We start from the raw sequence: 24269 nt of genomic DNA, 5'->3' as shown, positions 1-24269 counted from the left end.
TCGCTTGAGACGTGGATTGCGCTTACTGCCGCAACTGGCCGCCACATGTTTGTCACGGATCGCCTTTAGCAAGCGTCGAAACACATCCTGGGGGCCGAGTCGATGAATGCAACGATCGCAATGAACGGATCGGGCGCCCGTCCTGATCTGGACAAGGGGCTCGGCGCTGCGGGCATGATCGGCTTTGCAGCGGCGATCATCGCCGCAGTGGGATACGTCGCCTACAGCATCTACGCCGACGCGACGGCAGTCGGTGTGCACGCCACGACCTACCTCCCCTTCATCCTGTTGTTCATTGCGTTGTTGATCGCACTCGGCTTCGAATTCGTGAACGGTTTCCACGATACGGCCAACGCAGTCGCGACCGTCATCTACACCAACGCCATGCCCGCCAACATCGCGGTGGTCTGGTCGGGCTTCTTCAACTTCCTCGGCGTGTTGCTTTCCACCGGAGCGGTCGCATTCGGCATCGTCTCGCTGCTCCCCGTCGAACTGATATTGCAGGTTGGCTCTAATGCCGGCTTTGCCATGGTGTTTGCGCTGCTGATCGCGGCAATATTATGGAACCTGGTGACCTGGTGGCTGGGCATCCCGTCCTCCAGTTCGCACACGCTGATCGGATCGATCATTGGCGTGGGCGTCGCCAATGCGATGATGCATGGCAAGAGTGGGACGGCGGGCGTTGACTGGGGGAAGGCCACCGAGATCGGCCAGGCATTGCTGATATCGCCCGCGATTGGCTTCGGCGTCGCTGCGCTGCTGTTCCTCGCGATGAAGCTGCTGATCCGCAACAAGGCGCTGTATGAAGAACCCAAGAATGGCGTGCCGCCGCCGACCTGGATTCGTGCGCTGCTGATCTTCACCTGCACGGGCGTCAGCTTTGCCCATGGATCGAATGATGGGCAGAAGGGCATGGGTCTCATCATGCTGATCCTGATCGGCACGGTGCCCACAGCCTATGCGCTGAACCGCGCCGTGCCTGCGCAATATACGGCCGAATTCCACGCCAATTCCATCGCAGCGGCAGGCGCGCTGGGCCAGAATGGTCCTGCTGGGGAGACTCCGGTTCAAGCCCGCGCGAAAGTCACGACCTACATCGCCGAAAAGCGTTTCGCGCCCGACTCTGCCCGCTCTGTCGGTTCTGGTCACTGACGTGGATCGTCAGGTTAGCGAATATGGCTCCCTGGCGCAGGTGCCGGCAGCCGCAGTGGGTAATATCCGTAACGATATGTATCTCGCCTCCGAGGCAATCAAGCGGTTGGGCAAGGAGAAGGCGGCTGGCCTGTCGGAAGCCCAGACCAAGGCGCTCGACACGTACAAGGGTTCGCTCGACGCAGGTACGCGCTTCATCCCGACCTGGGTGAAGGTCGCAGTAGCCTTTGCGCTGGGGCTTGGCACAATGGTCGGGTGGAAGCGCATCGTCGTCACTGTCGGCGAAAAGATCGGGAAAACGCACCTGACCTACGCGCAGGGCGCGGCCGCAGAGCTGGTGGCGATGGGCACGATCTTCGGTGCGGACCATCTGGGCCTGCCGGTCTCGACAACGCATGTCCTCTCGTCCGGTGTCGCGGGCACGATGGCGGCTAACGGCTCGGGATTGCAGATGAGCACGATCCGCAACATGCTGATGGCATGGGTGCTGACCTTGCCCGTGTCGATCCTGCTGGCGGGCCTGCTCTACATGCTCTTCTCCAAGATCTTCTGATCTAAGGATCGGATTACGGCCGCCTCCGAAGAACCCGTCTTTCAAACCCCCATGCCCCTTACAGGCATGGGGCCGGGGCTCATCTGGGGCCTCGACTTCACTGCCGAAGGTGCGCAGCCGGTCCAGCATTGCGATAGCGCGCTCGCCGGGCAGTTCCGCTGGCTGCACCTTAATCTCGCCGATCATGGCACGCGGCGCTGGATTGAGACTGCCGACATACTGCCGGTGGCGGTGCGTGAGTTGTTGCTTTCGACCGATACGCATCAGCGCGCGCTGGTCGATGGCGGTGCGGTTGGCTGCGTACTGCACGACTTCGAGCGTGATTTCGATGTTGCGGACACCGCGCGCGTCGGTGCGCTGAGGATTGCGCTCACGGCAACGCTGATGCTCACCACGCGTCTGCATCCCCTGCGCTCGGCAGATATCGCGCGGCACCGGCTGGAGCGCGAGGCGGCGGGTATCGGCCCAGCACAGGCGCTCGAACTGCTGGTCGGCGCGATTAGCGAAAATGTGGCGGATATCAGCCGCACGCTGGGCGCCGACGTACAGCGTGCCGAAGACGCCTTCTTGGAAGGACACCATCCACCCGCAGCGCGCGATCTGATCGGGATCAGGCGGCGGTCCGCGCAACTTCACAGACTGCTCATGGGGATGCGCGGCGTGCTGCAACGACTGGAACAGGACGAAGACCTGCCCGAGCCATTGCTGCCGGTGGTGGAGAAACTGGCGCAGCGGCTGCAATCAATCGATGCCGACATATTGGGCGTGCAGGGCGAGCTGCGCCTCCTGCGCGACGAACTCGATACGCAGGAGGCGCAACGCACCAATCAGAACCTCTACATCCTGTCGATCGTCACTGCGCTGATGCTACCTGCAACACTGGTCACGGGCATCTTCGGGATGAATACCGGCGGCCTGCCTTTCGCGGATGGGCCGTGGGGGACTTTGCACGCCACGATCCTGGCCGTGGCCGCCGCTGGCGCGACCTACCTCCTTTTGCGCTGGATGGGCTTCATGCGGCGATAGGACCGGCCTGCCGACGGCTTCGAACGATCAAAACTGATCCGGCACATACATATCCTGCGGCACCGGATTGCGAAAATAGTCGGCATGGCGTTCACGATCGGGCAGTGTCACCGGCGGCTTTGGCACGTCCTCATAGGGTATCTGCGCCAGCAGATGGGTGATGCAGTTGAGGCGAGCGCGCTTCTTGTCCACGGCTTCGACCACCCATCACGGCGCTTCGGGAATGTGCGTGCGGTCCAGCATCGCTTCCTTGGCGCGTGTGTAATCCTCCCAACGGCGGCGCGATTCGACGTCCATCGGCGACAGCTTCCACTGCTTGAGCGGGTCGTGGATGCGCATGTTGAAGCGGAATTGCTGCTCATCATCGGTGATCGAGAACCAGTATTTGATGAGGATGATGCCCGAGCGGACCAGCATACGCTCGAATTCCGGCACGGACCGGAAGAACTCCTCGACATCATCCTCCGAACAGAAGCCCATCACACGTTCCACGCCCGCGCGATTGTACCAGCTTCGGTCGAACAGCACGATTTCACCCGCGGCGGGCAAGTGCTGTGCGTAACGCTGGAAATACCATTGCGTCCGCTCGCGCTCGTTAGGCGCGGGTAGCGCCGCGACGCGGCGAACGCGGGGGTTAAGCCGCTGCGTGATGCGCTTGATGGCGCCGCCCTTGCCAGCGGAATCGCGGCCCTCGAACAGCACCACGACCTTCAGCCCCTTATGCTGTACCCAATCTTGCAATCGCACCAGCTCATGCTGCAAGCGGAACAGCTCACGGAAGTAGGTGCGGCGCTCCAGTTGCTCGCGCTCGGGATGATCGCTGAGGTCGGCCAGCACGTCTTCCAACCGGCTTTCGTCGATCTCCATCTCCAACTCTTCATCGAAGCTGTCGGCGATCTCCTGCTTGATCCGGTCCATGTCGAAAGCGGGCTGAGGAAAGACGGGCGCATCCATGCTGGCGGAACCTTGCTCAGGTGGCGGAAAAAGCAGAGTGACAGCCTGCCGTGACATTATGTTGACGCTTTCCGCCGCGGGGCGATCGCAGGCAATGGTCAAAAATATGCAAGAGCGCCGTGTTGTTAAAAATGTGAAGGTTGCGTCCGTCGCTTCAACCCTCCAGGGGAGGCAGCAGGAACCGTTTTTCTAAAACCCTTTCCGCGCTATTGCTGGTGACAGCGTCCATTGCAACAAGCGGCGCGGCGGTCTGCGCCTAGTCCGACACCTTCTCTTGGCCGGAGTCCAACTCCCACACCTACCGGACGCGCCTTTTGGCTGTCCGTTAGATTTCGCCTATGGCGGCGTGATGGCCAATCTGCGCATTTGCATTCTGCCAAGTCGGATTGTCCGTGCCCGACCTTCAGCTCCAGCCGTAGCAGCCTCTTTGTCAAAGACGCCAGTGAATGCGGTTCCCGCTTTCGACGGGTCGAAGCTGAGCGGCTTCCTGATAGCGACGCCAAAAAAGGAGCCGTGCGCACGCCTCGGGAAATTGGTTCCGAGGATGGACCTATAAGTCCGCGGCGGCTAATTTCGGTAGCGGGAAATATTGCAATACTGTGCCCACGGCTTGATTGAAACGGCGCGTGGAGGGATGCCGTGCCGACCAGGCCCTTGTTTTTTATGACCCTCTGACGATATCTAGGAACTGGCCAAAACGCGCCTACATCGATTGAGCTTGCGCCGACAGCGCCTGGAATGTTGCTGGATCCGACCCGCGTCGGAGGCGACCACGACCGCATTCTGATGAATGTCATCAGCACCGAAATGCCGCTCGCTTCATCGCGCGTCTGCTGAGCCAGGGTTTTTACTTCATAAGCTACAACGGCAAGCCTTTGCCTAGCTCTCCAACTCGCGCGGCTTCCATCGTGACATTGAAAGCCAGCATCGTAGTGGTCTGGGCAACATTGTCGATCAATGAGACGACGTCGGCGATCCTGGGGCCGCGCTGTTGAGCAAGTGCGTTTGAACATCACTCTGTTCTGCCCTGGTCGCCACGTCCCGTATCGCAGCTCCGCTCTGGCCAACTGATGTTCGACGGAGCGCGCCGTTTCTGCCAGATTCTTGCCGCGGCTGGTGACTTTGTAAGTCTTGAAATGAAATCAGCGCGTCTTGGTGAGCGGCGTGCACGCCACCAGGACGCGCGTGATGTTATTAATATGCGGCTGACAGCGTCAGGAACCATTGGCGCGGTGCAATTGGATATGCCGAATAGCTGTTGGTCGCCGATCCGATCGAGAGGGTGGAAATGCCCTTTTTGTCCGTCAGGTTCGTCACGTTGAGCGCCAGTTCCACCTTGCGCAAAGGCAGCACGCCGTCTGGCACACGTCCAGCAACCCGCAGCGAAGTCAGGAAATAGGACTTCACGCTGGCATCGTTGGTGAAGGTGCTGAAGCGTCGACCGACATAGTCACCGATTAGCTGAACCTCGAACGGATCGACCGACAAGGTGGCGACCGTCTTGTTCATCCATTTGGGCGTACCTGGCAACTGCTTGCCACAAGTGGGCACGATACCACCGACAACGAGATAGCCGCCGATACAGGTGTCGCTCGCCGCGCCGATACCAAGAGCGGTGGACGTGTAGTCGTTCTGATATTTCGAAAGGTTGTAGGAGATCGCATTATAGAGCGAGAAGGTCTGCCCCACGCGAAGAGTGAATGCCGCATCGACGCCATCGGTCTTGACGTCGCCGACATTGACCAGCGTCGAGGTGCCACCGGTGATGCCGCTGCCAGCGATGCCGCCCGGGTTCGTCGGGATGGCGAGCAGGCGGTTCTTGAACTCGACATGATAATAGTTGACTTGCGCGTCGAAGCCGATGCCGCCGCCGAAGGTGCGGCGGGTGCGCAGGCCGGCTTCATAGGTCCAGCTGCTCTCCGGCTTGCCTTCGTCGGCAAACGCGTCGAACGCCGCCTGACTCCCCGTGAACCAGGGGCCGCCGCCGCCCGCCAGATAAGCCTGATACTGCCGCAGATTTTTCTGGACGTTGAAATAGACCTGCTCATGGCCGTTGAAGTCGTAAGTCGCGCCGATCGCCGGCAGGAACCAGCGCTTTGTGTTGATCTTCCCTTCCGGCAGCGCCGTCGTTCCGCCGAGCGATCCGACGCGAGGCTGCACAGGATAGCGACCGTCCGCCCACTGGGCGCTCGTCTTGAAACCTGCCTGGACAAGCAACTTCTGCGTCACTTGCCAAGTGTCCTGAATGTGAAGCTGTAGATTGTTGATCTTCGCTTCACCCTGATATTGGGTGAACAGCGGGTCGGCGACGTCGAGCGGCCGGATATAGGGTGTGCTCGACTGCGGATTGGCGACGTCGACGCCATACCAGCGCCGCCACTGCGTCGTGCTGTTATGCTCGAACCATCCGCCAAGCTCGATCTTGTGCGTTCCAATATCTATGCTCAGTGCCGAGATTACGCCACCGCGATCGATGCGGTATTCAGTCGTGCGGGTGATCAGCCCCGATCCGCCGGTCGCGGCCACCAGTGCTGCACCGGCCGCAGTCGCCTGCGCGGAAGTCAGCGCGGTGCAGGCTGCGGGCCTGATGCCATTATTGTTGGCAGTGAAGCGGCAATTGGCCGGCAGGGTGGCATAAGCGGGATCGAGATAGGCCTGCGCGGTAGTGATCGACTGGCCAAGCGGGCCGGCGACGACGCCCGCTCCGTCATTATGATGATAATAGCCAGTCGTCGACCAGTTGATGTTGTCCGATATACGCGCATCATAGCGGAGATAGCCGAGGTAATCGGTGCGCTGCGCGTCTGAATAATAGTTGCGGTAATTGCTGCCTTCGGCTGTGGGCGAATTGCCCGCCCCGCTCAGATAGGATGTCCGGTAGGCATCAAAATCCGGGTAGAAGAAGGGCTTGGTATAGGGCGTGTAAAGCTGCACCGGTGTGGCGGTGCCGCCCGCAGACGGCTTGAAGAAGACGGTAGCGTCCTCATTCGGCTGCGTCATGTCATTATAGTCGAAGAACAGCGTGATCTTGCCAATGTCACTATCGTGCACGAACTTGGCATTCGCCTGCCAACCGCCCTGTTTGCCGTTGAAATCCCAGGCGCGGGCACGCTGGCGTGCGGCGGAGATATAGGCGGAATTTGCATCGCCGGGACCGAATTTGCCGCTGTCGATGCGGACATAGGTGCGCGACGTGCTGTAGCTGCCGACTGTCTGTGCCGCCTGTATACCTAGCGTGTCCAGCGGATCTGACGAGTAGGTCTCGACCGTTCCGCCCAGATTGCTGTTCGATGCAGTCGCAAGATCACCTGCGCCGGTCGAAACCACTACGCGTCCGACATTCTCCGAAATCACTGCGCGCTGCGGGGAGAGGCCATTATAATTGCCATAGCTCTGGTCGCCTAGCGGGATGCCGTCCATTGTGTAGCCGAGTTGGTTACCGGCAAAGCCATGGATGAAGATCTGGGCGTTCTGCTCATTATAGCCCCATGGGTCGGCGGTGATATACAGCACGCCGGGAAGAGTCTGGATCGCCTTCAGCGGCGAGACACCGGGCAGGATTTTCTGCATTTCGCTCTGGGGAAGCGCTGTCGCAGAGCGTGTCGTCTTTGCGGTAACAATGATCGACGAGGCACCATCGGCGGCGATGCTATTCGCGTCAGCATCGGGAGATTGTGCGAAAGCAGGACCGGCGGTCAGGAGCGCGCTGGACAGCGCGAGAAAGCTTGAAGTGAAACGGATCAAGGTAGCCCCCATGTAGCAACATTGCTGCGATGCAGCGCGGTCGCTATGCGGACGAAATATGCCATTTCCGCGAAGTTTCTGTTGCGTTGCGATGACAGGGGCAATGCAATGGTCAATATTGCCGCGGTCTTGATCACACGGAGGTTCATCAAGCATGGAAAGCCTCGACAACGTCCCCGGGTAAGCAGACAGTCCGCTGCCGAAAATTGCAAGTTGAGTGCTAAGGGTCTGGCTTGGGTCGGAGTTCCCTCATGGACGGCCAAGATTGACAGTGCCGCCCTGCACCCACTCCCGGCATTGTTGGCCCGGGAAGCCAATGCCGGGAGTGGGTGTTGGGCGGTACATTGTCACATATTGGCTGCGGTGGGTCGCACGATCACTTCGTTGATATCGACGCCGTCGGGCTGCTCAAGCGCAAAGCGGATCGCCCGGGCAATGGCGTCCGGCGTGAGAGACTTCTGCCGCCACTCCGTCAGCGCTGCGGCCGTCGCGGTATCGGTGATGTCGTTGCCCAGTTCGGTTGCCGTCACGCCAGGCGAAATGAGTGTGGAGCGGATGTCGTCATGCTCCTGCCGCAACCCTTCTGTGATCGCGCGGACGGCATATTTGGTGCCGCAATAGACCGCTGCGGTCGGCAGCACGATGTGCGCAGCCACCGAGGCGACGTTGACGATATGCCCGTTCTTCTGGGTGATGAAGCGCGGCAACACTGCAGCGATGCCGTTGAGGACGCCGTGAATGTTCACGTCGATCATCCGTTTCCATTCATCGCGCTTGAGTGCTGCCAGCGGCGATAGCGGCATCAGGCCCGCATTGTTCACCAGCACGTCGACCCGCCCGAACCGTGCTTCCGCCGCATCGACAAAGGCGTCAAAGTCAATCGGGTCGGTCACGTCCAGCTTGCGCCCTGCGACGTGCTCGCCCAGCTCGTCCGCCAGCGCCTCCAACCGGTCGGCGCGGCGCGCGCCTATGAACAGTTGCATGCCCGCCGCTGCCAATTCGCGCACCGTGGCTTCGCCGATACCGCTTGAGGCGCCGGTGATGAGCACAACCTTATTTGCAAATCCCGTCATGATCGTTCCTTTCCATTGGATGACGGGCCTCAAATGGCGCATTCGCATAAGTAACCGGTAGAGCGATAATCCAAAGGCCTTGCATGATCCTCCAGAATTGGGTTGGCGAGCTTGCAAGTCCGGCCGTAATCGTCAATCAGCATAGCATGGAAAAGATCGCCGAACTTGCGCAGGTCATTGACCGTCACATTGCAAAATCGGGCATTTCGCCTACAGCGATGCCCCGTTTGTCACTGATCCGCGCCGCCCAGCCCAGCATACCGACGCCTGCCGTTTATGAGGCATCACTTTGCCTGATCGCCCAGGGATCGAAGCGGGTTTCGCTTGGAGAGCACAGCGTCGTCTATGATGCCTCTCGCTATCTGCTCGTCTCGGTAGACCTGCCGCTCGTTGGCCATATCCTCGAAGCGAGCGCACAAACGCCGTACCTGTGCTGCAAGATCGATCTCGACCAAGCTGCGCTTGCCGAGCTGATCGCCGCACAGGGCGGCGGCGTGCCACATGGTGACCGTCCGGTTCTTGCAGTCTATCCCAGCGATCCCGATTTAATCGACGCCGCGTGCCGTCTGGTCAAGCTGCTGGATCGGCAGGAGAGCATCGCCACGCTTGCGCCCCTTATCGAACGGGAAATCCTGTACCGCCTGCTAACCGGCCCACATGGCGCGGTGCTGCGGCACATCGCGACGGCAGGCAGCCACCTGAACCAGGTAACACGCGCCATCGCCGCGATCCGCAAGCGCTACGACACTCAGCTTCGCATCGAAGATGTTGCCGCCGAGGCCGGCATGAGCGCATCGTCGCTTCACGCCCATTTCAAGGCCGTGACGCGGATGACACCTCTGGACTATCAGAAGCAGCTTCGTCTGCAGGAGGCGAGGCGGCTGATGCTGACGGACGGCGCCAGTGCAGGATCGGCCGGCTTCGCAGTGGGATATGAAAGCCCTTCGCAGTTCAGCCGTGAGTATCGTCGGCTATTCGGTGCCCCGCCACGCCAGGATATTGAGCGCATGCAAGCCGCGCCGGTTACCAGGATCGCGCTCTGAAAGGCTTTGAGTTTTTCGACACGTCGGCAAAGCGGCTCGTCCGCACTTGGGGATAGAAAATCGGTCTCTGAGCGGCAAAGAAGGGTCGCATGCGACCGTTAGCTATGGTGCCGGCGCACTGCGTGAGAACTTGATGAGGGACGGGGCAGCTATTCGCACCTACGTCCTAATAGAGAAATTCCGGAAGTGCCAAAACTTCCTTGTGCTAGAGACTGCAAAGTAACGCTGGCTTCTCAAGATTTCCAAGCTCCGGCTCAAGACGCTGCACCGCATCCCATGAAAGCCAACGTAAAGTGTGGGACGTATTGTGGTCGCCCCACGTTGTAGGCGATCAGAAACTGTAGAAATTAGCAATTTTCTGCTTGACGCTGGTGACCCCTACGGGAATCGAACCCGTGTTTCAGCCGTGAGAGGGCCGCGTCCTAACCGCTAGACGAAGGGGCCGATGCTGAGCCTGAAGCCGTGCAAGGCCAGACGCATGGTGGCATGATGCTGCCAGCGTCCTGTTATTTGCGCCTCTACTCCGAATTGCCGGATGGAGGCAAGCGCTTCGTGGAATATATAAGGTTTACGTAAAGGCTTAAAAGCGGTGGCCATAAAGCGGCCACATGGCGGCATGACGTGACGCTCATTTGCGCGCCTTCGCTCAGCGACTCTGCTTGTCCTTCTTCGCGGTCAATGCTGCCAAAGCTGCGAACGGCCCGGCCTGATCCTCAGTCAGTACGCCGCGTTCGCGCAACCAGTTATCAGCGTTCGGCGCACGGGGGTAGGGTTCTACCGACAAGGCCAACGTTTGCGCCACGGCCTCTCCAATGTCGATCGCGCCGCCTTCGTAGAATTGAACGTCGCATTCCTCTTCGGAAAGCTCGAACTCCTCGTCCTGCGACACATCGCCTTCCTGCTCGAACCGAATCGCGAAGGGCACGTCGACAGTCTCTGCCACCGGTTCGAACGTCGCTACGCAGTGTTGCGCCAATGCCGCGCGAAGCTGGCCCCGGGCCACAGGGCTGCCATTCTCTTCGGTCAAGGTATAGTCGGCGTCCAGCCGATCGATCGAAGCGAAACCGAAACGCTTTGCGAGCGCTGCGCATTCTTCGGCAATGGCGGCGATATGCGCGCCCGCTGCGTTGCTGACGGCCTGATCCAGCCGAAGGACTCGCGAAAATTCGGGAGCGGGCGTCGTCATCGCGGCATCCGGCCGGCAAGAATGTCGATGGCGGAGGCGTCACCCAACGATATCCAGAATCGCTGAAGCGCATCTTTCACATGCGCCAGTGCAGCGGGGGAGGGTGAAGCGCCTCGATAGAGGTTGCGCACCAGCGCACCGTCTAAATCGCCGCTCGCCTTCAGCCCGTCGCGATACGCGCTCAACCGTCCGCCCAAGGCGCTCATCATCTTGCCGATATGCTTGCCCACGATCATATCGCCGATGCCGATCTGCCGCAGTTGTCCATCCATGTCGTTGATGAAGAGTTCGGTCAGCCAAACGCTTTGTTGCCGCGCCGCATCGTCGCCCTCCAGCCGCAGCAGCACCGCGCAAAGAACTGCGGCGATCATGTCGAAACGCCCGTCCAGCGTATCGGGTACATTCCCTTTCGCATACCAATGCGGCTCCCGACCCTTTGCGACGATCGCGGCGTAGAGCGGGGTCATCTCCGCACGGGGATCGGTGCGGTTGAAGAAGGAGGGGAACAGGCGGTCAAGGACGGACATGGATGAAATGGACCAGCATCTAAAAGGGGCGAACCGGATGGCTTCGGCGCCCGGTTTGCGGTCGCCTGTCGCAGCGGCCTTGTCTGCCGACGCGCATTTCCATATTGATTGCCAACTCGCGCAATGCAATGGCCAACATCAGGCAATTGCATTGCTGCTCTATATGTCGTTTCGCGGCCCGTTGCCGCCAGGAGAATTTCATGCGTGATACCCGACCCGGCCCTGCACGTTTCCTGGGCCGCGTTCCGTTGGTGATCGGCGCACTGGCGCTGACGCTCGGCGCGTCAGGCTGCGCCCGCATCCGCACGCATCAGGGCTATCAGGTCGACAAGCTGCTGGTCGACTCGGTGCAGCCGGGCATCGACAATCGCGCATCGGTGGAGGCGACGCTCGGCCGTCCGACCTTCATGTCGCAATTCGGTCAGGCCGACTGGTACTATGTATCGCGCGATATGCGGCAACTGGCATTCGCTTCGCCCAAGCCTGTCGATCAGACAGTGCTGCGCGTGCGCTTCGATACGGCGGGCAACGTCGTCGCAGTGGACCGCACCGGCCTCGATCAGGTTGCCCGCATTTCGCCCAGCGGCGATAAGACGCCGACCTTAGGGCGCAATCGTAGCCTGTTTGATGAGATTTTCGGCAACATCGGCGCGGTGGGTGCGGGCGGCGCGCCCGGCGGGGCATCGGGTCCAGGTCCGAACGGCACCTGATCTGCAAAAAAGGGACCGGCTGGCGGGGTTTGCCAACGGTCAGGGGCCTCGGTGATCCTAATTCAGGGCGTCGCCTCAATTGGAGTCGGATCGGCCGATTTCTCCTCAATCTGGAACCAGGGCAGGGCGTGGTGCACCACCCACCCTATGCTCATCGCGTAGAGCACAGTGCCGACCCCTACGGTTCCGCCAAGCATCCAGCCGACTGCCAGCACGGCAATCTCGATGGATGTGCGAACAGTCTTTACCGGCCATCCGGTGCGTTGGCACAGCCCCGTCATCAGCCCGTCGCGCGGACCGGGGCCAAGGCCAGCGCCGATATATGCGCCGCCCGCAATGCCGTTGCCGACAATGCCAAGGCCAAGGAACAGGAACCGCACTGGATAGCCTTCCGGGACAGGGAGGATATGCAACGAGAGATCGACGACGGTTCCGATCACGATGATGTTCAACATCGTACCCACGCCGGGCCACTGTCGTAGCGGTATCCAAAGCAACAGCACGATCAGTCCGACCAGATTGACTGTCATGCCGAAGCTCAATCCGAGCATGGGCGCAACGCCTTGATGCAGCACGTCCCATGGATCGAGACCGAGGTTTGCGCGCAGCATCAGCGCCATGGAAAAGCCGTAGAGGCTAAGACCCCAGGCGAGTTGGAACAGGCGGCGTGGCATCATCATGAAAGAACCACTGGAGCATAGTGGCCTTGAATGTTAGAGCCACTTGTGATTTCTTGGCATCATGACCATGACGTCATCATTGAACCAATCCACCTTAGGTGCAGCGTCGCTGGTCCGTCACCTCGGCAAGTGGCGCAGCGCCAATGGCAGCGACCCCGCGTATCGCCAGCTTGCGCGTGCGCTGAAGCTGCTCATCATGGACGGTCGTGTGCCTCTAAGCGTGAGAGTTCCGGGTGAGCGGGAACTGGCGCAAGCGCTTGGCATCAGCCGCACGACTGTCGCCGCTGCCTTCAATCAGTTGCGGGACGAAAACTATCTGGCGAGCCGTCAGGGTTCGGGCACTGTCACGCGCGTGCCGGGCGGCAATCGCGTCGGCATAGAAGCGGAAGCTGAAGGTGACGAAGAAGGCGTAATCGACTGGACAGCGGCGGCACTGCCTGCACCTGCGGGCATGTGGCAGGCCTATGAAGTGGCGCTGTCGCAACTCCCGACCTGGCTTTCGCGCATCGGTTATGAGGGGTCAGGCATTCCATGCCTGCGTGAGGCCATTGCGGCAGACTATACGCGTCGTGGTTGCCCGACGCGGCCGGAGCAGATCCTCGTCACCAGTGGTGCACAGCATGGACTGACGCTTGTCCTGCAATTGCTGGCTGGGCCGGGGGACCGGATCGTTGTGGATCATCCCACCTTCCACAATGCGCTGTCTGCCATTGCGCGGAACAATTGCCGCGCCGTCCCCGTCGGACTGCCGGCAGAAGGGTGGGACATAGATGCGATGCAGGCGGCGTTGCGGCAAACGTCTCCGCGATTTGCCTACATCATCGCCGACTATCACAATCCCACTGGCCGCCACATGGATGCGGCGACGCGCCGAGCGTTGGTCGATGCTGCGGTTCGCACTCGTACTCCATTGCTTATCGACGAAACGATGGCGGGCACCGGTCTTGACGCGGACCTGTTCGACATTGGCCCACCGCCCGTCGCTACCTATGATCCGGGTGGGGCGGTCATCAGCCTTGGCTCCGTCAGCAAGCGTTACTGGGGCGGGATGCGTATAGGCTGGATTCGTACGGACGAGCAGACCATCGCGTCGCTCGCCCGCATTCGATCGACCATCGACATGGCGACACCCGTCGTCGAGCAATTAGCGGCTACGGCGCTATTGGACGGCAGCGTTCCGGTCGAAAGCGTGCGGCGCGCGGAAATCCGCGATGCGCGCGATCGCCTCGTCACGCTGCTGGCGGACCGACTTCCCGACTGGCATGTGCCCTTGCCGGAGGGCGGCCTGAGCGTATGGGCGGAGATGCCGCGCCCGGAAGCATCAGCGCTCGCCGCCATGGCGCAGGCGCACGGGTTGCGCGTCGCGCCGGGGCCGCGCTTCGGCATTGATGGCGCGTTCGAGCGTTTCGTACGCTTGCCCTTCACACTGCCGCCCGCTGAGATGGATCGCGCCGTCGACCGGCTGGCAACCGCTGCGGAACGCCTGCTCTCCCGCGTCCGCCCGATGGCCGCGTTTTCGCCCCATTGGGCATTAGAAGCTGAACGCGTCATCTGACCGCCTCACGCAAAAGGGCGCCACAGCCATGCCGCGACGCCCTTCTTCATCAACCGTTTCTGGAGATCAGGCGGCTTTCGCTGCCTTGTCCGCCTTGTAGCGCGCAATCGCTTCCAGCGTGATCTGCCGCGCATCGTCCGCGCCGCCCCAGGTCCCGACGCGCACCCACTTCTGCTTTTCGAGATCCTTATAGTGCGTGAAGAAATGCTCGATCTGCTGCAGGATGATTTCCGGCAAGTCGTCACGCTCGCCGACGTCGGAATAATAAGGGAACGTCGCGTCGACCGGCACGCAGACCAGCTTTTCGTCGCCGCCCGCTTCGTCTTCCAGGTTCAGCACTGCGATCGGCCGGGCGCGCACAACGCAGCCCGGAACGAAGGGCGAGCGTGCGATCACCAGCGCGTCCAGCGGATCGCCATCAGGTGAAAGCGTGTGCGGCACGAAGCCATAATTGGCGGGATAGCGCATCGGCGTATGCAGAATGCGATCAACGAACAGGGCGCCCGATGCCTTGTCGAATTCATACTTCACCGGCTCGCCGCCCACAGGCACTTCGATGATGACGTTAAGGCTGTGCGGCGGATCGTCGCCGACGGGGATCAGTTCGATGTTCATCTATTCACCTTGTCTACACATGGAATATGGGGCGTTTATGTTTTCGGTTGCAGCAACTTGTCCAGGCTGCCGTCACCCTCTCCTGTCTTTTCAAGGCGCGGATAGCGCAAGCCGCCAGAATAATCGAGTTTAATAGTGCGGAAGTTCTTGTCCTGCCGCAGGATCAACTCCACCGGACGCTTGGCGTCTTTGGCAGCCGTCAAAGCTTCCTTGAAGCCGTCGCCTGAAAACTCGCGGCCATTCACGGCCAACAGCTTTGCGCCAACCGTCAGACCCGCCTTGAAGGCCGGGCTGTTCCAGATGACGCTCATCACTTCGCCATCGTTCTTGACGACTAAGCCTACGCCGAAGCTCTGGTCGACGCCCTTCAAGTCCTTCTCGACCTGCTTGGTGGTCGTACCCGGCTTGTCGCCATAGACGAGCCGGTATCCACCCATCGTCAGACCGCCCTTCGTTACTTCGCGCGTCGGCTGATCGACGCGTGCCGACAGGAAACCCGCCCAGTCGTAAGGGGCAATGCCGTTCAACGTGTTGATGACATCCTGACGGTTGTACGTCACCTGACCCCAGTCGCCCGGCTTGATGCCGAAGAAAGCTTCGGCGAAATCGTCCAACCCTTTCGCGCCGCGTGTCTGCTGTCGGATGATCGCATCGGCCTCCAGCCAGATCATCAGGCCTTCGTTATAATAATCTTCCGACCGTTGCCAGTTCGCCCAACCTTTGGGACGGCGGGCGGACATGATCGGATCGTGCGTCGTGTCCTCCATCGGCCGCCATTCACGGCCCCGGGTGGTATCGAGCCTCGCAGCGATATGCGCATAGGCGTCCAGCGTCTGCTCCTTGCTATAGAGCCCAGACCGCGCGCCTAACACATAGCCCCAGAACTGCGTCTGTCCTTCGTAAACCCACAGCAGATTGTCCTGCATCGGCGTCTTGAAATCGGGCGTCCACAGCTTCTCGGGGCGGCGGAACTTGCCATCCCAGCTATGCGTGAACTCATGCGGCAGCAGGTTGCGTTCGCCCGGACCCTCGTCCCATTTCGGGAAATAGCCGGTGTCGACGCCATTCTCCGAAGAGCGGTGATGTTCCAGCCCGATCGATCCCATCTCGTCGGTGATCGCCAGCAGGAAATCATAATGATCGAAATGCTGCGCACCGAATAGCGAGGTCGCTTCATCTACCAGCTTCTTGTGCTTCGCCATCTGCGCGGGCGTGTAGATCAACTCCGATGCGTTATCGGCCACCAGGTTCAGCGTCACATTCTGCCCAAGATCGATAGCCTTGAAGTATCGCCCCGCGAACACCGGCGAATCGACCAATGCTTCATAGTCGATGGTGTCGTAAGCCACTGTCGATCCGGTCTTCTTACCCCGCAGCGCCGTCGCGGCCTGCCAGCCGTCGGGATAAGTCACCGTCGCCTTGATGGGGATTTGCCGCGTGTAGTAGCCGACCGGATACAGAGAGACCGCCTCCCATTGCAGGTTCAGCATGTTCTCCGTGACCACGACGCGGCCCTGATTGGGCGCGGTGGCGGAAAGAAACTGGAACTCCGCAACCACGTTACGCGCGCCCTCGGGCACGTCGATCTTGAAGGAGTAAACGTCAAGGGGATCGCGTATCCATGGCAGGACTTTGCCATTGGCCGTGAACCGCAGCCCAGTTATCTTCTCGATCTGACCGCGCGGCGCATGGTTGCCTGGCAGCCACTCTGGAAGCGCCAGCGTCAGTGCACCGGCTTGCGCGACGGGAATCGTCTCCTTGACGCGGAAAATGCGCTGAGTGGTGTGAGTGGCATCGACGTCCAGGCTGATCGTGCCGCCGGGATACGGCACGTCCTGCGGCGCGGCGGCGGCGGGCAGGGGCGCGGCTACCGGCTTCGATCGGTTCGCCTCCTGCGCGTTAGCCGGAAAACCCAGGTAGGTGGAGAATAGAAGTACGGCGGCGAAGCGGCTGCGCATGAAGCAAGTCTCCGGAAGAGAAGGGGAAATCGCTGAAGTGTGATGATGATACATGCCGCTCCTTTTTGCCCGCGTCCAGTCCTGTTCCCTTCCTTGTCAAATGCCGCTACAGGCCCATTCCCATGGCGAAAATCGAAACTCCCCGACCGATCCGTGGCACGCAGGACATGCTGGGCGACAGTGCCGACCGCTTTGCGCATGTGGTCGCAACCTTTGACCGAGTGCGCCGCCTCTACGGCTTTCAGCGGATTGAGGTTCCGGTATTCGAAAGCACCGCCGTCTTTGCGCGCTCGCTGGGCGAGAGCACCGACGTGGTGTCGAAGGAAATGTACACGTTCGAGGATCGCGGCGGCGACAGCCTGACCCTGCGGCCTGAATTTACCGCTGGCATTGCCCGTGCCTACATCACTGAGGGCTGGCAGCAATATGCGCCGCTGAAGGTCGCCACGCACGGTCCGCTGTTCCGCTATGAACGGCCGCAGAAGGGGCGTTTTCGCCAGTTCCATCAACTCGACGCGGAGATCATTGGCGCGGCGGAGCCCGGCGCGGATGTCGAGTTGCTGGTGTTCGCGGACCAGTTGCTTAAGGAGCTGGGCATCAGCGAGGGCGTCACATTGACGCTCAACACACTGGGCGACGCGGCAAGCCGCGATGCATGGCGCGCGGCGTTAGTCGCGCACTTCGAAGCGCACCGGGACCAATTGTCGGAGGACAGCGTCGATCGCCTCTCCCGCAACCCGCTGCGCATCCTCGACAGCAAGGATCCCCGCGACCTGCCGGTGGCGGACAGCGCGCCTGATATCGACGCGTATCTCACGGATGAGGCGAAGGCGTTCTTTGAGAAAGTCACCGCAGGTCTGGATGCCGCTGGTGTTGCATGGCAGCGTAACGCGCGACTGGTTCGGGGACTGGATTACTATCGCCACACCGCATTCGAATTCGTGACCGACCGGCTGGGCGCGCAGGGCACCGTGCTGGGCGGGGGGCGTTATGATGGCCTGATCGAGAATATGGGCGGTCCGGTCACGCCTGCCGTCGGCTGGGCGGCTGGAATCGAGCGGTTGGGAATGTTGATTGATGCGCCGAAATCTGAACCCAAGATTGCGATCATACCGGATAATCCTGCACTCTACGAAGATGCCCTCCGGGTCGCACAAAGCCTAAGAGTGCAGGGGTTCGCCACAGTAATGGCTTTTAAAGGCAACGCTAAGCGCCATGCCGAGATTGCTCGTAAGGTTGGGGCCGATGCGGCCCTCTATGTTCGCGCAACATCGGAACAGACTGAAACGCGTTACCATCTGACCCAACTTAAACCTGATCCGGACAGTGAGTTTCTCTCATCCGTCCTTGCGGCGGTTGGCTCAGGCGTCGGTGGCGTATCAGGGACAAAGCCGTCTCAATGACTTCCGTCTCCCCAGAACGCATTGCCCAGATTGAACGGCTGCGCGACGAGGTGCAGGCCAATATGGCGCGCCCCGACCTGCCGCCCGAGGAATTCGTCCGGCTTTCCAAGCAATATGCCGAACTGGAGCCGGTCGCCCGTGCCGCGCACGATGTGCGGCGTCTACGGCAGGAGCTTGGTGCGCTGGAGACGATGGTCGGCGGAGACGATCCGGATACCGATCCGCTGATGCGCGAAATGGCGCAGGAGGAAATGCAGGCGCTGAAGGAGCAACTGCCGCAGGCGGAGCGGGCGCTCGCGCTGCAATTGCTGCCGCGCGATTCTGCCGATGCGCGTCCGGCGATGCTAGAAATCCGCGCGGGCACAGGGGGCGACGAGGCGGCGCTGTTCGCGGGCGACCTTTTCCGCATGTATACCAAATATGCCGAGGAACAGGGCTGGAAAGTCGAACTAATCTCCGCAAACGCGCCCGACGTCGGCGGCTACAAGGAAGTGGTGGCGTCGGTCACGGGCACCGGCGTGTTCGCCAAGCTGAAATTCGAGAGCGGCGTGCATCGCGTCCAGCGCGTGCCTACGACCGAAAGCGGAGGGCGCATCCACACCTCCGCTGCGACGGTCGCGGTGCTGCCGGAGCCGGAGGACGTCGATATCCAGATCAACGAAGCCACCGATCTGCGCATCGACGTATACCGTGCATCGGGATCGGGCGGGCAGCACGTCAACACGACGGACAGCGCGGTGCGCATTACCCATCTGCCCACCGGCCTTGTCGTGACGCAACAGGACGAGAAGTCGCAACACAAGAACAAGGCCAAGGCGCTGAAAATCCTTCGCACACGGCTGTACGAAGCCGAACGCGAACGCACGCAGAGCGAGCAGGCGGGCGCGCGCAAAGCGATGGTCGGATCGGGCGACCGCTCCGAACGCATCCGCACCTATAATTTCCCGCAAGGCCGCGTGACCGATCACCGCATCAACCTGACGCTGCATCGCCTGCCGGAAATCCTGGAAGGAACGGGGCTTGAGGAAGTAATCGGCGCGCTGATCGCCGAGGATGAAGCGGCTCGTCTTGCACAACTGGATGCGGTGGGTTGACGTTTGGCGCCATGCCGCTTCGCGAACCTCATTGGCTGATGGTGCGGGTTTGACGGTTGGCAACGATGCGAGTGCGGCCCTTCGGGACGCCACCGCTCAGCTCCAGCCGGTAAGCGCAACACCGCGCCTTGATGCGGAACTTCTCCTTGCCCACGCGCTTGGCGTCGAACGAGGCGAACTGCTGCTGAAGCTGCGCGATGTGGCGCTGCCGGACAGTTTCATGCCCCTACTTGAGCGCAGGCTACAGGGCGAGCCGATCGCGCACATCACGGGCACCCGCGACTTCTGGACCTTGACGCTCAAAGTCAGCCCCGATGTCCTTATCCCTCGCCCCGACAGCGAAACGCTGATCGAGGCGGCGATCGCGCATTTCAAGGGCAAGGAAGCGCCTGCACGTGTCCTCGATCTTGGGACTGGTTCCGGCGCGCTGCTGCTGGCGGCGCTGGACGAATGGCGATCCGCAAGCGGGCTGGGCATCGACGCATCGCAGGCAGCGCTCGAAGTCGCGTGGGACAATGCGGAACGCAACGGCATGTCCCGCCGTGCAGACTTCCAGATAGGCAATTGGGGTGAGGGAATCATCGAACGGTTCGATCTCATCCTCGCCAATCCGCCCTACATCTCCACTTTGGCCATGCTTCCTCGCGACGTTCTGCACCACGAACCGCATATTGCACTATTTGCAGGCGAGGATGGCTTAAGCGATTATCGCCGCATCGCGCCGCAAATAGGTGCGCTGCTTGCACCTGACGGCTTGGCAGCAATCGAAATCGGGTTCGATCAGGGTGAAAGCGCGGCGAATCTCTTCCGGGACGCCGGCCTTCATGTCTCAGTACGAAAAGATTTGGCTGGACGGGATCGCTGTCTGGAAATCACGCACGGCTAACCCTAATTACGATGTTGTGATGCGATTTCCCTTGGTTTCCCCTCTGCGAACGTTTAGGAGGTGGGCTCAGGGAAAGCCTAGGTCCGTGTGGGACCGGCAATACCTGCTCCCAAAGTCATGACAGCGCATTGGTGTTCGCGCTGTCGGCAGGCTGGGGGTTCGGGTCTTCTAGGGAAGGCACCCGGCCCTGCGCAGCCATGCCCATGGGCCGGAGCGGTGAAGTGAACGATTCCAGGCGCGTAGAACAGAAACGCTCGGCAATCGCTAAGAAACAGGGGATCGGGCGGACCCGTTCGCGGGCGCTTCTAGGGATTACTTTGATACTAGGAACCACCATTGATTAATAATCGTCAGGCCGGTCGCCGCAATCGTGGCCGGAACAATAATAATGGTCGTCCCGGCGGGCAAAACCGGGGCGGCGGCGACAACGGCAACCGGATCGACAGTCGCGCCCGTGGCAACGCTGCGCAGCTGCTGGAAAAATACCGCAACATGGCGCGCGATGCGCAACTGTCGGGCGATCGCGTGAATGCGGAATATTATCTGCAGTTCGCGGATCATTATTTCCGCGTTCTGGCTGACAATCGTGCTCGCCAGGAAGAGGCGCAGGGCATTCAGCAGCAGCGACAGCCGCAGCGCCCCTGGGACCCGGAATCGGACGGCGACGATTTCGATAGCGCCGATAGCGGTAACGAATTCGAAGATCGCAATGCGTATGCGCAGCAAGGCAACGGTAACCGTGAGAACGGGAATCGCGACTACAGCCAGCGCGACAACAACCGCGACAATGGTCAGCGGGATAACGGCCAGCGGGATAACGGTCAGCGAGAGCAGGGCCGTCGCGATAGCGGGCAGCGCGAGCAAGGCCAGCGTGAACAGCATCAGCGCGACCAGGGCCAACGTGAGCAGGGTCAACGCGATCGTATGCAACGGGACGGCAATCGTCACAGCTATGGCCGCGACAACGAACAGCGTGATCGTCCGGCGCCCCTGCCTCAGCGGGAAGCGGTTCAGGCAGAAGCACCTGCTGCTCCTCAAGACGCGGCGATCGCGCCTCGCGAAGAGGCAACCCCGCCCCGCCGCGGTCGTGGCCGCCCACCGCGTGATCGCTCGCTCGCGCCTGTTGAAGCGACTCCGGCGGTTGAGGTCGAAACTCCTGTCTCAACGGCTGAAACGGAGCAAGCTGCGCCTCCGCGCCGTGTCGGCCGTCCGCGCCGCGTGCGCGAAGAAGCTGTCGATCGCGACGAGCCGACGGGCCTCGACCTTGCTGTTCTTCCCCCTGCGATTGCGCGGGCCGATAATGATAGTGATGCCGCGCCTGCCGCTGAGGAAACGCCCCGCAAGCGGACTCGCCGTGCACGGCCCGCTACGACGGAAGCGGCCGAATAAAACGGCTTCAGGCAAAAGATCAGGGGCGGCGTCGCAAGAGGCCGCCCTTTTTCATTCCAGCGTAGGAAGCGGTCGCGGGCGGTGGTTCTCGTCCAGTGCCACAAAAGTGAAAAGGCCGCTTGTGACGGGAATTTCCTGCTGCTCCCGCCCACGTCTTGCCAAGACATCTATTCTGATCGCGAGGGAAGTGCGTCCCCGCCGTTCAACATCAGCATAAACAGAGATCACGTCCTGTAAAAGGATCGGCGTGATAAACTCCATCCGCTCGATCGCGACCGTCGCGACGGCTCCTTCGGCGATGCGGTGCGCCATAATGCCACCGGCAATGTCCATCTGGCTTAAAACCCATCCGCCAAAGATGTGGCCATTGGCATTGATATCGCCAGCGCGCGGGACCGTACGCAAAACGGGGTCGTTTCTATTCATCAATGTCAATCATGCCTTTCATTCGATCTTCGACCTGCTCGTCGTGCCCGGTCCCGCTGGACAGGAACAGCAGGCCCATCAGCCCGGTGCCCAGCATGAACGTGCAGAAAACGCCGGCAGCAGTGGCAATAATCATGTGGATCGGCATCGGGCCGGTCCAATACCACAGCACCGCGATCGCCACGCCTACGCATACGACCGCCAGTAGCGCCATCCATTTCATCAACTGACGATAACGTGCCCATGCGGTTGCTGCGATTTCGGGATCGTCCAGTGCTTTCGCGCGCTTCATGTCTTCCCTTTGGGGGCTGAACATGGGATCATCAAGCCCTGAAGGTCGAAGGGGCACAACGTCGCCTTAAAAGGAGAGTGTCATGAGAATAGCAGAAATTCTCAAGAACAAGGGCAATGACGTCCTGCAAGTTTCGCCTGACGCTACGGTTCTGTCGGTCGTGGCAATGCTGGCGGAGAAGCGGATCGGGTGCGTGCCGGTGGTCGAGAATGGTGAAGTGATCGGAATATTTTCCGAGCGTGATGTCGTTTATCAATTGGCGCAATCGGGACATGCGATGCTCGAATCGATCGTGCGCGATGTCATGACGACACCTCCCGTCACCATCACCTCCGACATGCCGATCGTCTCGGCGCTGTCGCTCATCACGCGGCGGAGAATCCGGCATCTGCCCGTCGTCGACGGCGGGGAGATGGTCGGCTTCGTGTCGATCGGTGATCTGGTCAAGTTCCGGATCGACAATATCGAAGCCGAAGCCACCGCAATGCGCGATTATATCCAGAGCGTCTAGATCGATCAGGCAGGCACGCTACGGCGAAACAGAAGCCCGACCAGTTCGTCTATTGTCGAGCGTGCCAGCAGGAAAAGCAGGGCGGCAAAACTGACCGCCCCGACGCTGACCAATACGCCAAGGTGCACCATTGCGGGCAGGGACGGCAGGATCATGTCCGCGGCACGCACACAGATCGCCATGGCGGCACTACACAGCACAGCAGGAAGCGAAGCAGAAACAAGCTCGCTGAATCGCAGGCCCATCGGACGACCAGCGAGTCGAATGGTGACCAGGGTGAGGATCGGAAAGGCAAGGAGCCACGCCCAAGCTAGGCCGATTGCGCCGAATCTAATGCCGATCAGAAAGCCGACGGGCATGATAACGGCCCCGGCCATGGAAACGCGTGCGGTGATACCGGGCCGCCCCAGCGCATTGGACACCGGCGCAAACATCACCTGTAAGGTCATGAATGGCATGGCGAGGGCGAGGATGCGGACGAACGGCGCCATCTCCAGCCATTTCTCACCAAACAACGTCTCAACGAGCGGCTTGGCCGCTACCGCCATGCCGAAATAGATGGGGCAGGAGACCAGCAGCAGGAGTCGTACGGCCTTGCAAAAAGATGCCGCAACTCGCACCGGGTCTTTCTGCATCCGCGCGTAAGCGGGGAAGGCCACGTCGTTCAACGGCGGAATGAACTTGCTGACGAAGATCTGAGTCAGGAACAATGCTTCGGCGTAGAGTCCCAGCGTATGCGGTGAAAGCACACGTCCTGCTATGAAGATGTCCGCCTGGCTCTGGACGATCCAGAACAGCTGCGACCCTAATAGGGATGCGCCGAATGCAACCATTGCTCCCGTGCCGCGAAAGTTGAAGCTGGGCACGGGCAGGAAGCGCGTTGCAACGCTGTATCCAATGCCTTTGACCCAAAAGAGCGTGAGCGGCGCGAACACCAGCGTCCATACGCCCCATCCGGATAGTGCACCACCAATGGCGACTCCGGCGGCGGAGGCGGCAGCGATCAAGTTGACGACGGCAGGTCGCTTGAAGTCCAGCGATCGACCCATCACTGCTTCCGGGATCGAGATGAAGGGCGTCGCAAGATAGATCAGCGCCTGCACCCGCAGCAGATCGGCGATCATCGGCTGGTCGTAGTAATCGGCGGCGACAGGTGCGATCCCCAACTGGATGATAGCCAGTGCGCCATTCAGCAGCAGCATGATCCCGAATGCCTGACGCAGCTTATGCATCTCAAGCGTCTCCGATTGGACGAGCGCGCTCACAAGCCCATAGCCATTCAGGAATCCCATAAAGTTCAGGATCACCTGCGTCATCGCGAACAAGCCGTAGTCGGATGGATCGAGCAGCCGGATCACGGCAAGTGTCGACATCCAGCTGACCATCTGCGCGACGATCTGGCTCCCAGATCGCCAGAACACGGCACTGCGGATGCGCGCGGCAAAGCGGGCATCATTGGCATCGGCGTCGTTCAAGCTCATTCGTGTTCCGT

23 protein-coding genes, 1 tRNA gene and 2 pseudogenes are annotated in these 24269 nt (G+C 60.8%); 11 read left to right on the top strand and 15 right to left on the bottom strand.

What is annotated here, in order from left to right; translation table 11 throughout:
* Nucleotides 1-102 precede the first annotated feature (102 nt).
* Nucleotides 103-1705: pseudogene (locus C1T17_RS18285) on the top strand (inorganic phosphate transporter).
* Between the two features lie 51 nt (nucleotides 1706-1756).
* Nucleotides 1757-2731, top strand: a complete 975-nt coding sequence (locus C1T17_RS18280; RefSeq protein WP_223262686.1) for a transporter — start codon at nucleotides 1757-1759, stop codon at nucleotides 2729-2731.
* A 27-nt stretch (nucleotides 2732-2758) separates the two neighbouring features.
* Here the strand turns inward: C1T17_RS18280 and C1T17_RS21820 are convergent, their stop codons facing one another.
* The 5 genes from C1T17_RS21820 to C1T17_RS18260 form a co-directional block, all read right to left on the bottom strand.
* Nucleotides 2759-2923: a hypothetical protein gene (locus tag C1T17_RS21820; protein ID WP_223262685.1), complete on the bottom strand. Its 165-nt coding sequence runs from the start codon at nucleotides 2921-2923 to the stop codon at nucleotides 2759-2761.
* 15 nt (nucleotides 2924-2938) lie between these two features.
* On the bottom strand, nucleotides 2939-3685 hold the full coding sequence (ppk2, locus tag C1T17_RS18275) for a polyphosphate kinase 2 (protein WP_223262684.1): 747 nt from the start codon (nucleotides 3683-3685) through the stop codon (nucleotides 2939-2941).
* Nucleotides 3686-4544: 859 nt separating this feature from the next.
* Nucleotides 4545-4643 carry a hypothetical protein gene (locus tag C1T17_RS21815; RefSeq protein WP_262982711.1) on the bottom strand — a complete coding sequence of 33 codons (99 nt, stop codon included), beginning with the start codon at nucleotides 4641-4643 and terminating at the stop codon, nucleotides 4545-4547.
* A 236-nt stretch (nucleotides 4644-4879) separates the two neighbouring features.
* Nucleotides 4880-7429, bottom strand: coding sequence for a TonB-dependent receptor (locus C1T17_RS18265; RefSeq protein ID WP_104955348.1), 2550 nt, complete (start codon nucleotides 7427-7429; stop codon nucleotides 4880-4882).
* A 347-nt stretch (nucleotides 7430-7776) separates the two neighbouring features.
* Nucleotides 7777-8502, bottom strand: coding sequence for an SDR family oxidoreductase (locus C1T17_RS18260; RefSeq protein ID WP_104954259.1), 726 nt, complete (start codon nucleotides 8500-8502; stop codon nucleotides 7777-7779).
* A 146-nt stretch (nucleotides 8503-8648) separates the two neighbouring features.
* On the opposite strand from C1T17_RS18260, the gene C1T17_RS18255 reads away from it, so the two are divergent.
* Nucleotides 8649-9545, top strand: a complete 897-nt coding sequence (locus C1T17_RS18255) for an AraC family transcriptional regulator (RefSeq protein WP_104955286.1) — start codon at nucleotides 8649-8651, stop codon at nucleotides 9543-9545.
* Between the two features lie 369 nt (nucleotides 9546-9914).
* Here C1T17_RS18255 and C1T17_RS18250 read toward each other — a convergent pair.
* The 4 genes from C1T17_RS18250 to C1T17_RS18240 form a co-directional block, all read right to left on the bottom strand.
* Nucleotides 9915-9989, bottom strand: a tRNA-Glu gene (locus tag C1T17_RS18250).
* Nucleotides 9975-10142, bottom strand: coding sequence for a hypothetical protein (locus C1T17_RS21415; protein WP_189338411.1), 168 nt, complete (start codon nucleotides 10140-10142; stop codon nucleotides 9975-9977). The genes C1T17_RS18250 and C1T17_RS21415 overlap by 15 nt, the downstream gene beginning before the upstream one ends.
* A 49-nt stretch (nucleotides 10143-10191) precedes the next feature.
* Entirely contained in the window at nucleotides 10192-10731 is a 540-nt protein-coding gene (locus C1T17_RS18245; RefSeq protein ID WP_104954660.1) for a YceD family protein, read from the bottom strand.
* Nucleotides 10728-11258, bottom strand: a complete 531-nt coding sequence (locus C1T17_RS18240) for a ubiquinol-cytochrome C chaperone family protein (protein WP_104954659.1) — start codon at nucleotides 11256-11258, stop codon at nucleotides 10728-10730. Before C1T17_RS18240 ends, C1T17_RS18245 begins: the two co-directional genes overlap by 4 nt.
* 200 nt (nucleotides 11259-11458) lie before the next feature.
* Between C1T17_RS18240 and C1T17_RS18230 the strand changes: the two genes are divergently transcribed.
* Nucleotides 11459-11968 (top strand): outer membrane protein assembly factor BamE, encoded by a 510-nt coding sequence (locus tag C1T17_RS18230; protein ID WP_104954657.1) that lies wholly within the window; start codon nucleotides 11459-11461, stop codon nucleotides 11966-11968.
* Nucleotides 11969-12030: 62 nt separating this feature from the next.
* Here C1T17_RS18230 and C1T17_RS18225 read toward each other — a convergent pair whose 3' ends face one another.
* On the bottom strand, nucleotides 12031-12648 hold the full coding sequence (locus C1T17_RS18225) for a YczE/YyaS/YitT family protein (protein ID WP_104954656.1): 618 nt from the start codon (nucleotides 12646-12648) through the stop codon (nucleotides 12031-12033).
* 61 nt (nucleotides 12649-12709) lie between these two features.
* Between C1T17_RS18225 and C1T17_RS18220 the strand changes: the two genes are divergently transcribed.
* Nucleotides 12710-14203, top strand: coding sequence for a PLP-dependent aminotransferase family protein (locus tag C1T17_RS18220; RefSeq protein WP_104954655.1), 1494 nt, complete (start codon nucleotides 12710-12712; stop codon nucleotides 14201-14203).
* A gap of 66 nt (nucleotides 14204-14269) precedes the next feature.
* Here C1T17_RS18220 and ppa read toward each other — a convergent pair whose 3' ends face one another.
* On the bottom strand, nucleotides 14270-14818 hold the full coding sequence (gene ppa / locus C1T17_RS18215) for an inorganic diphosphatase (RefSeq protein WP_104954654.1): 549 nt from the start codon (nucleotides 14816-14818) through the stop codon (nucleotides 14270-14272).
* Nucleotides 14819-14853: 35 nt separating this feature from the next.
* Nucleotides 14854-16776, bottom strand: coding sequence for a M61 family metallopeptidase (locus C1T17_RS18210; protein ID WP_104954653.1), 1923 nt, complete (start codon nucleotides 16774-16776; stop codon nucleotides 14854-14856).
* Nucleotides 16777-16898: 122 nt separating this feature from the next.
* Here C1T17_RS18210 and hisS point away from each other — a divergent pair, with 122 nt between their 5' ends.
* From hisS to C1T17_RS21805, 5 genes and pseudogenes are all read left to right on the top strand, one after another.
* Nucleotides 16899-18179: a histidine--tRNA ligase gene (gene hisS, locus C1T17_RS18205; RefSeq protein WP_104954652.1), complete on the top strand. Its 1281-nt coding sequence runs from the start codon at nucleotides 16899-16901 to the stop codon at nucleotides 18177-18179.
* Nucleotides 18176-19273 (top strand): peptide chain release factor 1, encoded by a 1098-nt coding sequence (gene prfA, locus C1T17_RS18200; protein WP_104954651.1) that lies wholly within the window; start codon nucleotides 18176-18178, stop codon nucleotides 19271-19273. The genes hisS and prfA overlap by 4 nt, the downstream gene beginning before the upstream one ends.
* Nucleotides 19274-19304: 31 nt before the next feature.
* Complete coding sequence (gene prmC, locus C1T17_RS18195) at nucleotides 19305-20159, top strand: peptide chain release factor N(5)-glutamine methyltransferase (protein ID WP_223262683.1); 855 nt, start codon at nucleotides 19305-19307, stop codon at nucleotides 20157-20159.
* A gap of 336 nt (nucleotides 20160-20495) precedes the next feature.
* A pseudogene (locus tag C1T17_RS21810) lies at nucleotides 20496-20690 on the top strand (DUF4167 domain-containing protein); the annotation flags it as partial.
* A gap of 393 nt (nucleotides 20691-21083) precedes the next feature.
* Nucleotides 21084-21548, top strand: coding sequence for a hypothetical protein (locus tag C1T17_RS21805; RefSeq protein ID WP_223262963.1), 465 nt, complete (start codon nucleotides 21084-21086; stop codon nucleotides 21546-21548).
* Between the two features lie 51 nt (nucleotides 21549-21599).
* Here the strand turns inward: C1T17_RS21805 and C1T17_RS18185 are convergent, their stop codons facing one another.
* Together C1T17_RS18185 and C1T17_RS18180 are read right to left on the bottom strand one after the other, a co-directional pair.
* Nucleotides 21600-21974: an acyl-CoA thioesterase gene (locus C1T17_RS18185; protein ID WP_104954648.1), complete on the bottom strand. Its 375-nt coding sequence runs from the start codon at nucleotides 21972-21974 to the stop codon at nucleotides 21600-21602.
* Nucleotides 21967-22266, bottom strand: a complete 300-nt coding sequence (locus C1T17_RS18180; RefSeq protein WP_104954647.1) for a hypothetical protein — start codon at nucleotides 22264-22266, stop codon at nucleotides 21967-21969. Before C1T17_RS18180 ends, C1T17_RS18185 begins: the two co-directional genes overlap by 8 nt.
* A gap of 82 nt (nucleotides 22267-22348) precedes the next feature.
* On the opposite strand from C1T17_RS18180, the gene C1T17_RS18175 reads away from it, so the two are divergent.
* On the top strand, nucleotides 22349-22777 hold the full coding sequence (locus tag C1T17_RS18175) for a CBS domain-containing protein (protein WP_104954646.1): 429 nt from the start codon (nucleotides 22349-22351) through the stop codon (nucleotides 22775-22777).
* Nucleotides 22778-22782: 5 nt separating this feature from the next.
* Here C1T17_RS18175 and C1T17_RS18170 read toward each other — a convergent pair whose 3' ends face one another.
* The gene (locus tag C1T17_RS18170; protein ID WP_104954645.1) at nucleotides 22783-24258 is read right to left on the bottom strand and encodes a lipopolysaccharide biosynthesis protein; all 1476 of its coding nucleotides are present in this window, start codon (nucleotides 24256-24258) and stop codon (nucleotides 22783-22785) included.
* Between the last annotated feature and the right edge of the window lie 11 nt (nucleotides 24259-24269).

The organism is Sphingobium sp. SCG-1, assembly GCF_002953135.1.
In the GTDB taxonomy this organism is placed as follows: domain Bacteria; phylum Pseudomonadota; class Alphaproteobacteria; order Sphingomonadales; family Sphingomonadaceae; genus Sphingobium.
Note: the sequence above shows the minus strand (reverse complement) of the source record. Positions and strands in the feature narration are given on the sequence as shown.

Bases quoted from the DNA above. Each gene is read 5' to 3' on its own strand.
- ppk2 (WP_223262684.1), bottom strand. From the start codon at position 3,685: ATGGATGCGCCCGTCTTTCCTCAGCCCGCTTTCGACATGGACCGGATC.
- C1T17_RS18240 (WP_104954659.1), bottom strand. From the start codon at position 11,258: ATGTCCGTCCTTGACCGCCTGTTCCCCTCCTTCTTCAACCGCACCGAT.
- C1T17_RS18225 (WP_104954656.1), bottom strand. From the start codon at position 12,648: ATGATGATGCCACGCCGCCTGTTCCAACTCGCCTGGGGTCTTAGCCTC.
- C1T17_RS18245 (WP_104954660.1), bottom strand. From the start codon at position 10,731: ATGACGACGCCCGCTCCCGAATTTTCGCGAGTCCTTCGGCTGGATCAG.
- C1T17_RS18280 (WP_223262686.1), top strand. From the start codon at position 1,757: ATGCCCCTTACAGGCATGGGGCCGGGGCTCATCTGGGGCCTCGACTTC.
- hisS (WP_104954652.1), top strand. From the start codon at position 16,899: ATGGCGAAAATCGAAACTCCCCGACCGATCCGTGGCACGCAGGACATG.
- prfA (WP_104954651.1), top strand. From the start codon at position 18,176: ATGACTTCCGTCTCCCCAGAACGCATTGCCCAGATTGAACGGCTGCGC.
- C1T17_RS18210 (WP_104954653.1), bottom strand. From the start codon at position 16,776: ATGCGCAGCCGCTTCGCCGCCGTACTTCTATTCTCCACCTACCTGGGT.
- C1T17_RS18220 (WP_104954655.1), top strand. From the start codon at position 12,710: ATGACCATGACGTCATCATTGAACCAATCCACCTTAGGTGCAGCGTCG.
- C1T17_RS18260 (WP_104954259.1), bottom strand. From the start codon at position 8,502: ATGACGGGATTTGCAAATAAGGTTGTGCTCATCACCGGCGCCTCAAGC.
- C1T17_RS18185 (WP_104954648.1), bottom strand. From the start codon at position 21,974: ATGAATAGAAACGACCCCGTTTTGCGTACGGTCCCGCGCGCTGGCGAT.
- C1T17_RS18230 (WP_104954657.1), top strand. From the start codon at position 11,459: ATGCGTGATACCCGACCCGGCCCTGCACGTTTCCTGGGCCGCGTTCCG.
- ppa (WP_104954654.1), bottom strand. From the start codon at position 14,818: ATGAACATCGAACTGATCCCCGTCGGCGACGATCCGCCGCACAGCCTT.
- C1T17_RS18175 (WP_104954646.1), top strand. From the start codon at position 22,349: ATGAGAATAGCAGAAATTCTCAAGAACAAGGGCAATGACGTCCTGCAA.
- C1T17_RS18180 (WP_104954647.1), bottom strand. From the start codon at position 22,266: ATGAAGCGCGCGAAAGCACTGGACGATCCCGAAATCGCAGCAACCGCA.
- C1T17_RS18170 (WP_104954645.1), bottom strand. From the start codon at position 24,258: ATGAGCTTGAACGACGCCGATGCCAATGATGCCCGCTTTGCCGCGCGC.
- C1T17_RS21805 (WP_223262963.1), top strand. From the start codon at position 21,084: ATGCAACGGGACGGCAATCGTCACAGCTATGGCCGCGACAACGAACAG.
- C1T17_RS21415 (WP_189338411.1), bottom strand. From the start codon at position 10,142: ATGGCCACCGCTTTTAAGCCTTTACGTAAACCTTATATATTCCACGAA.
- C1T17_RS18255 (WP_104955286.1), top strand. From the start codon at position 8,649: ATGGAAAAGATCGCCGAACTTGCGCAGGTCATTGACCGTCACATTGCA.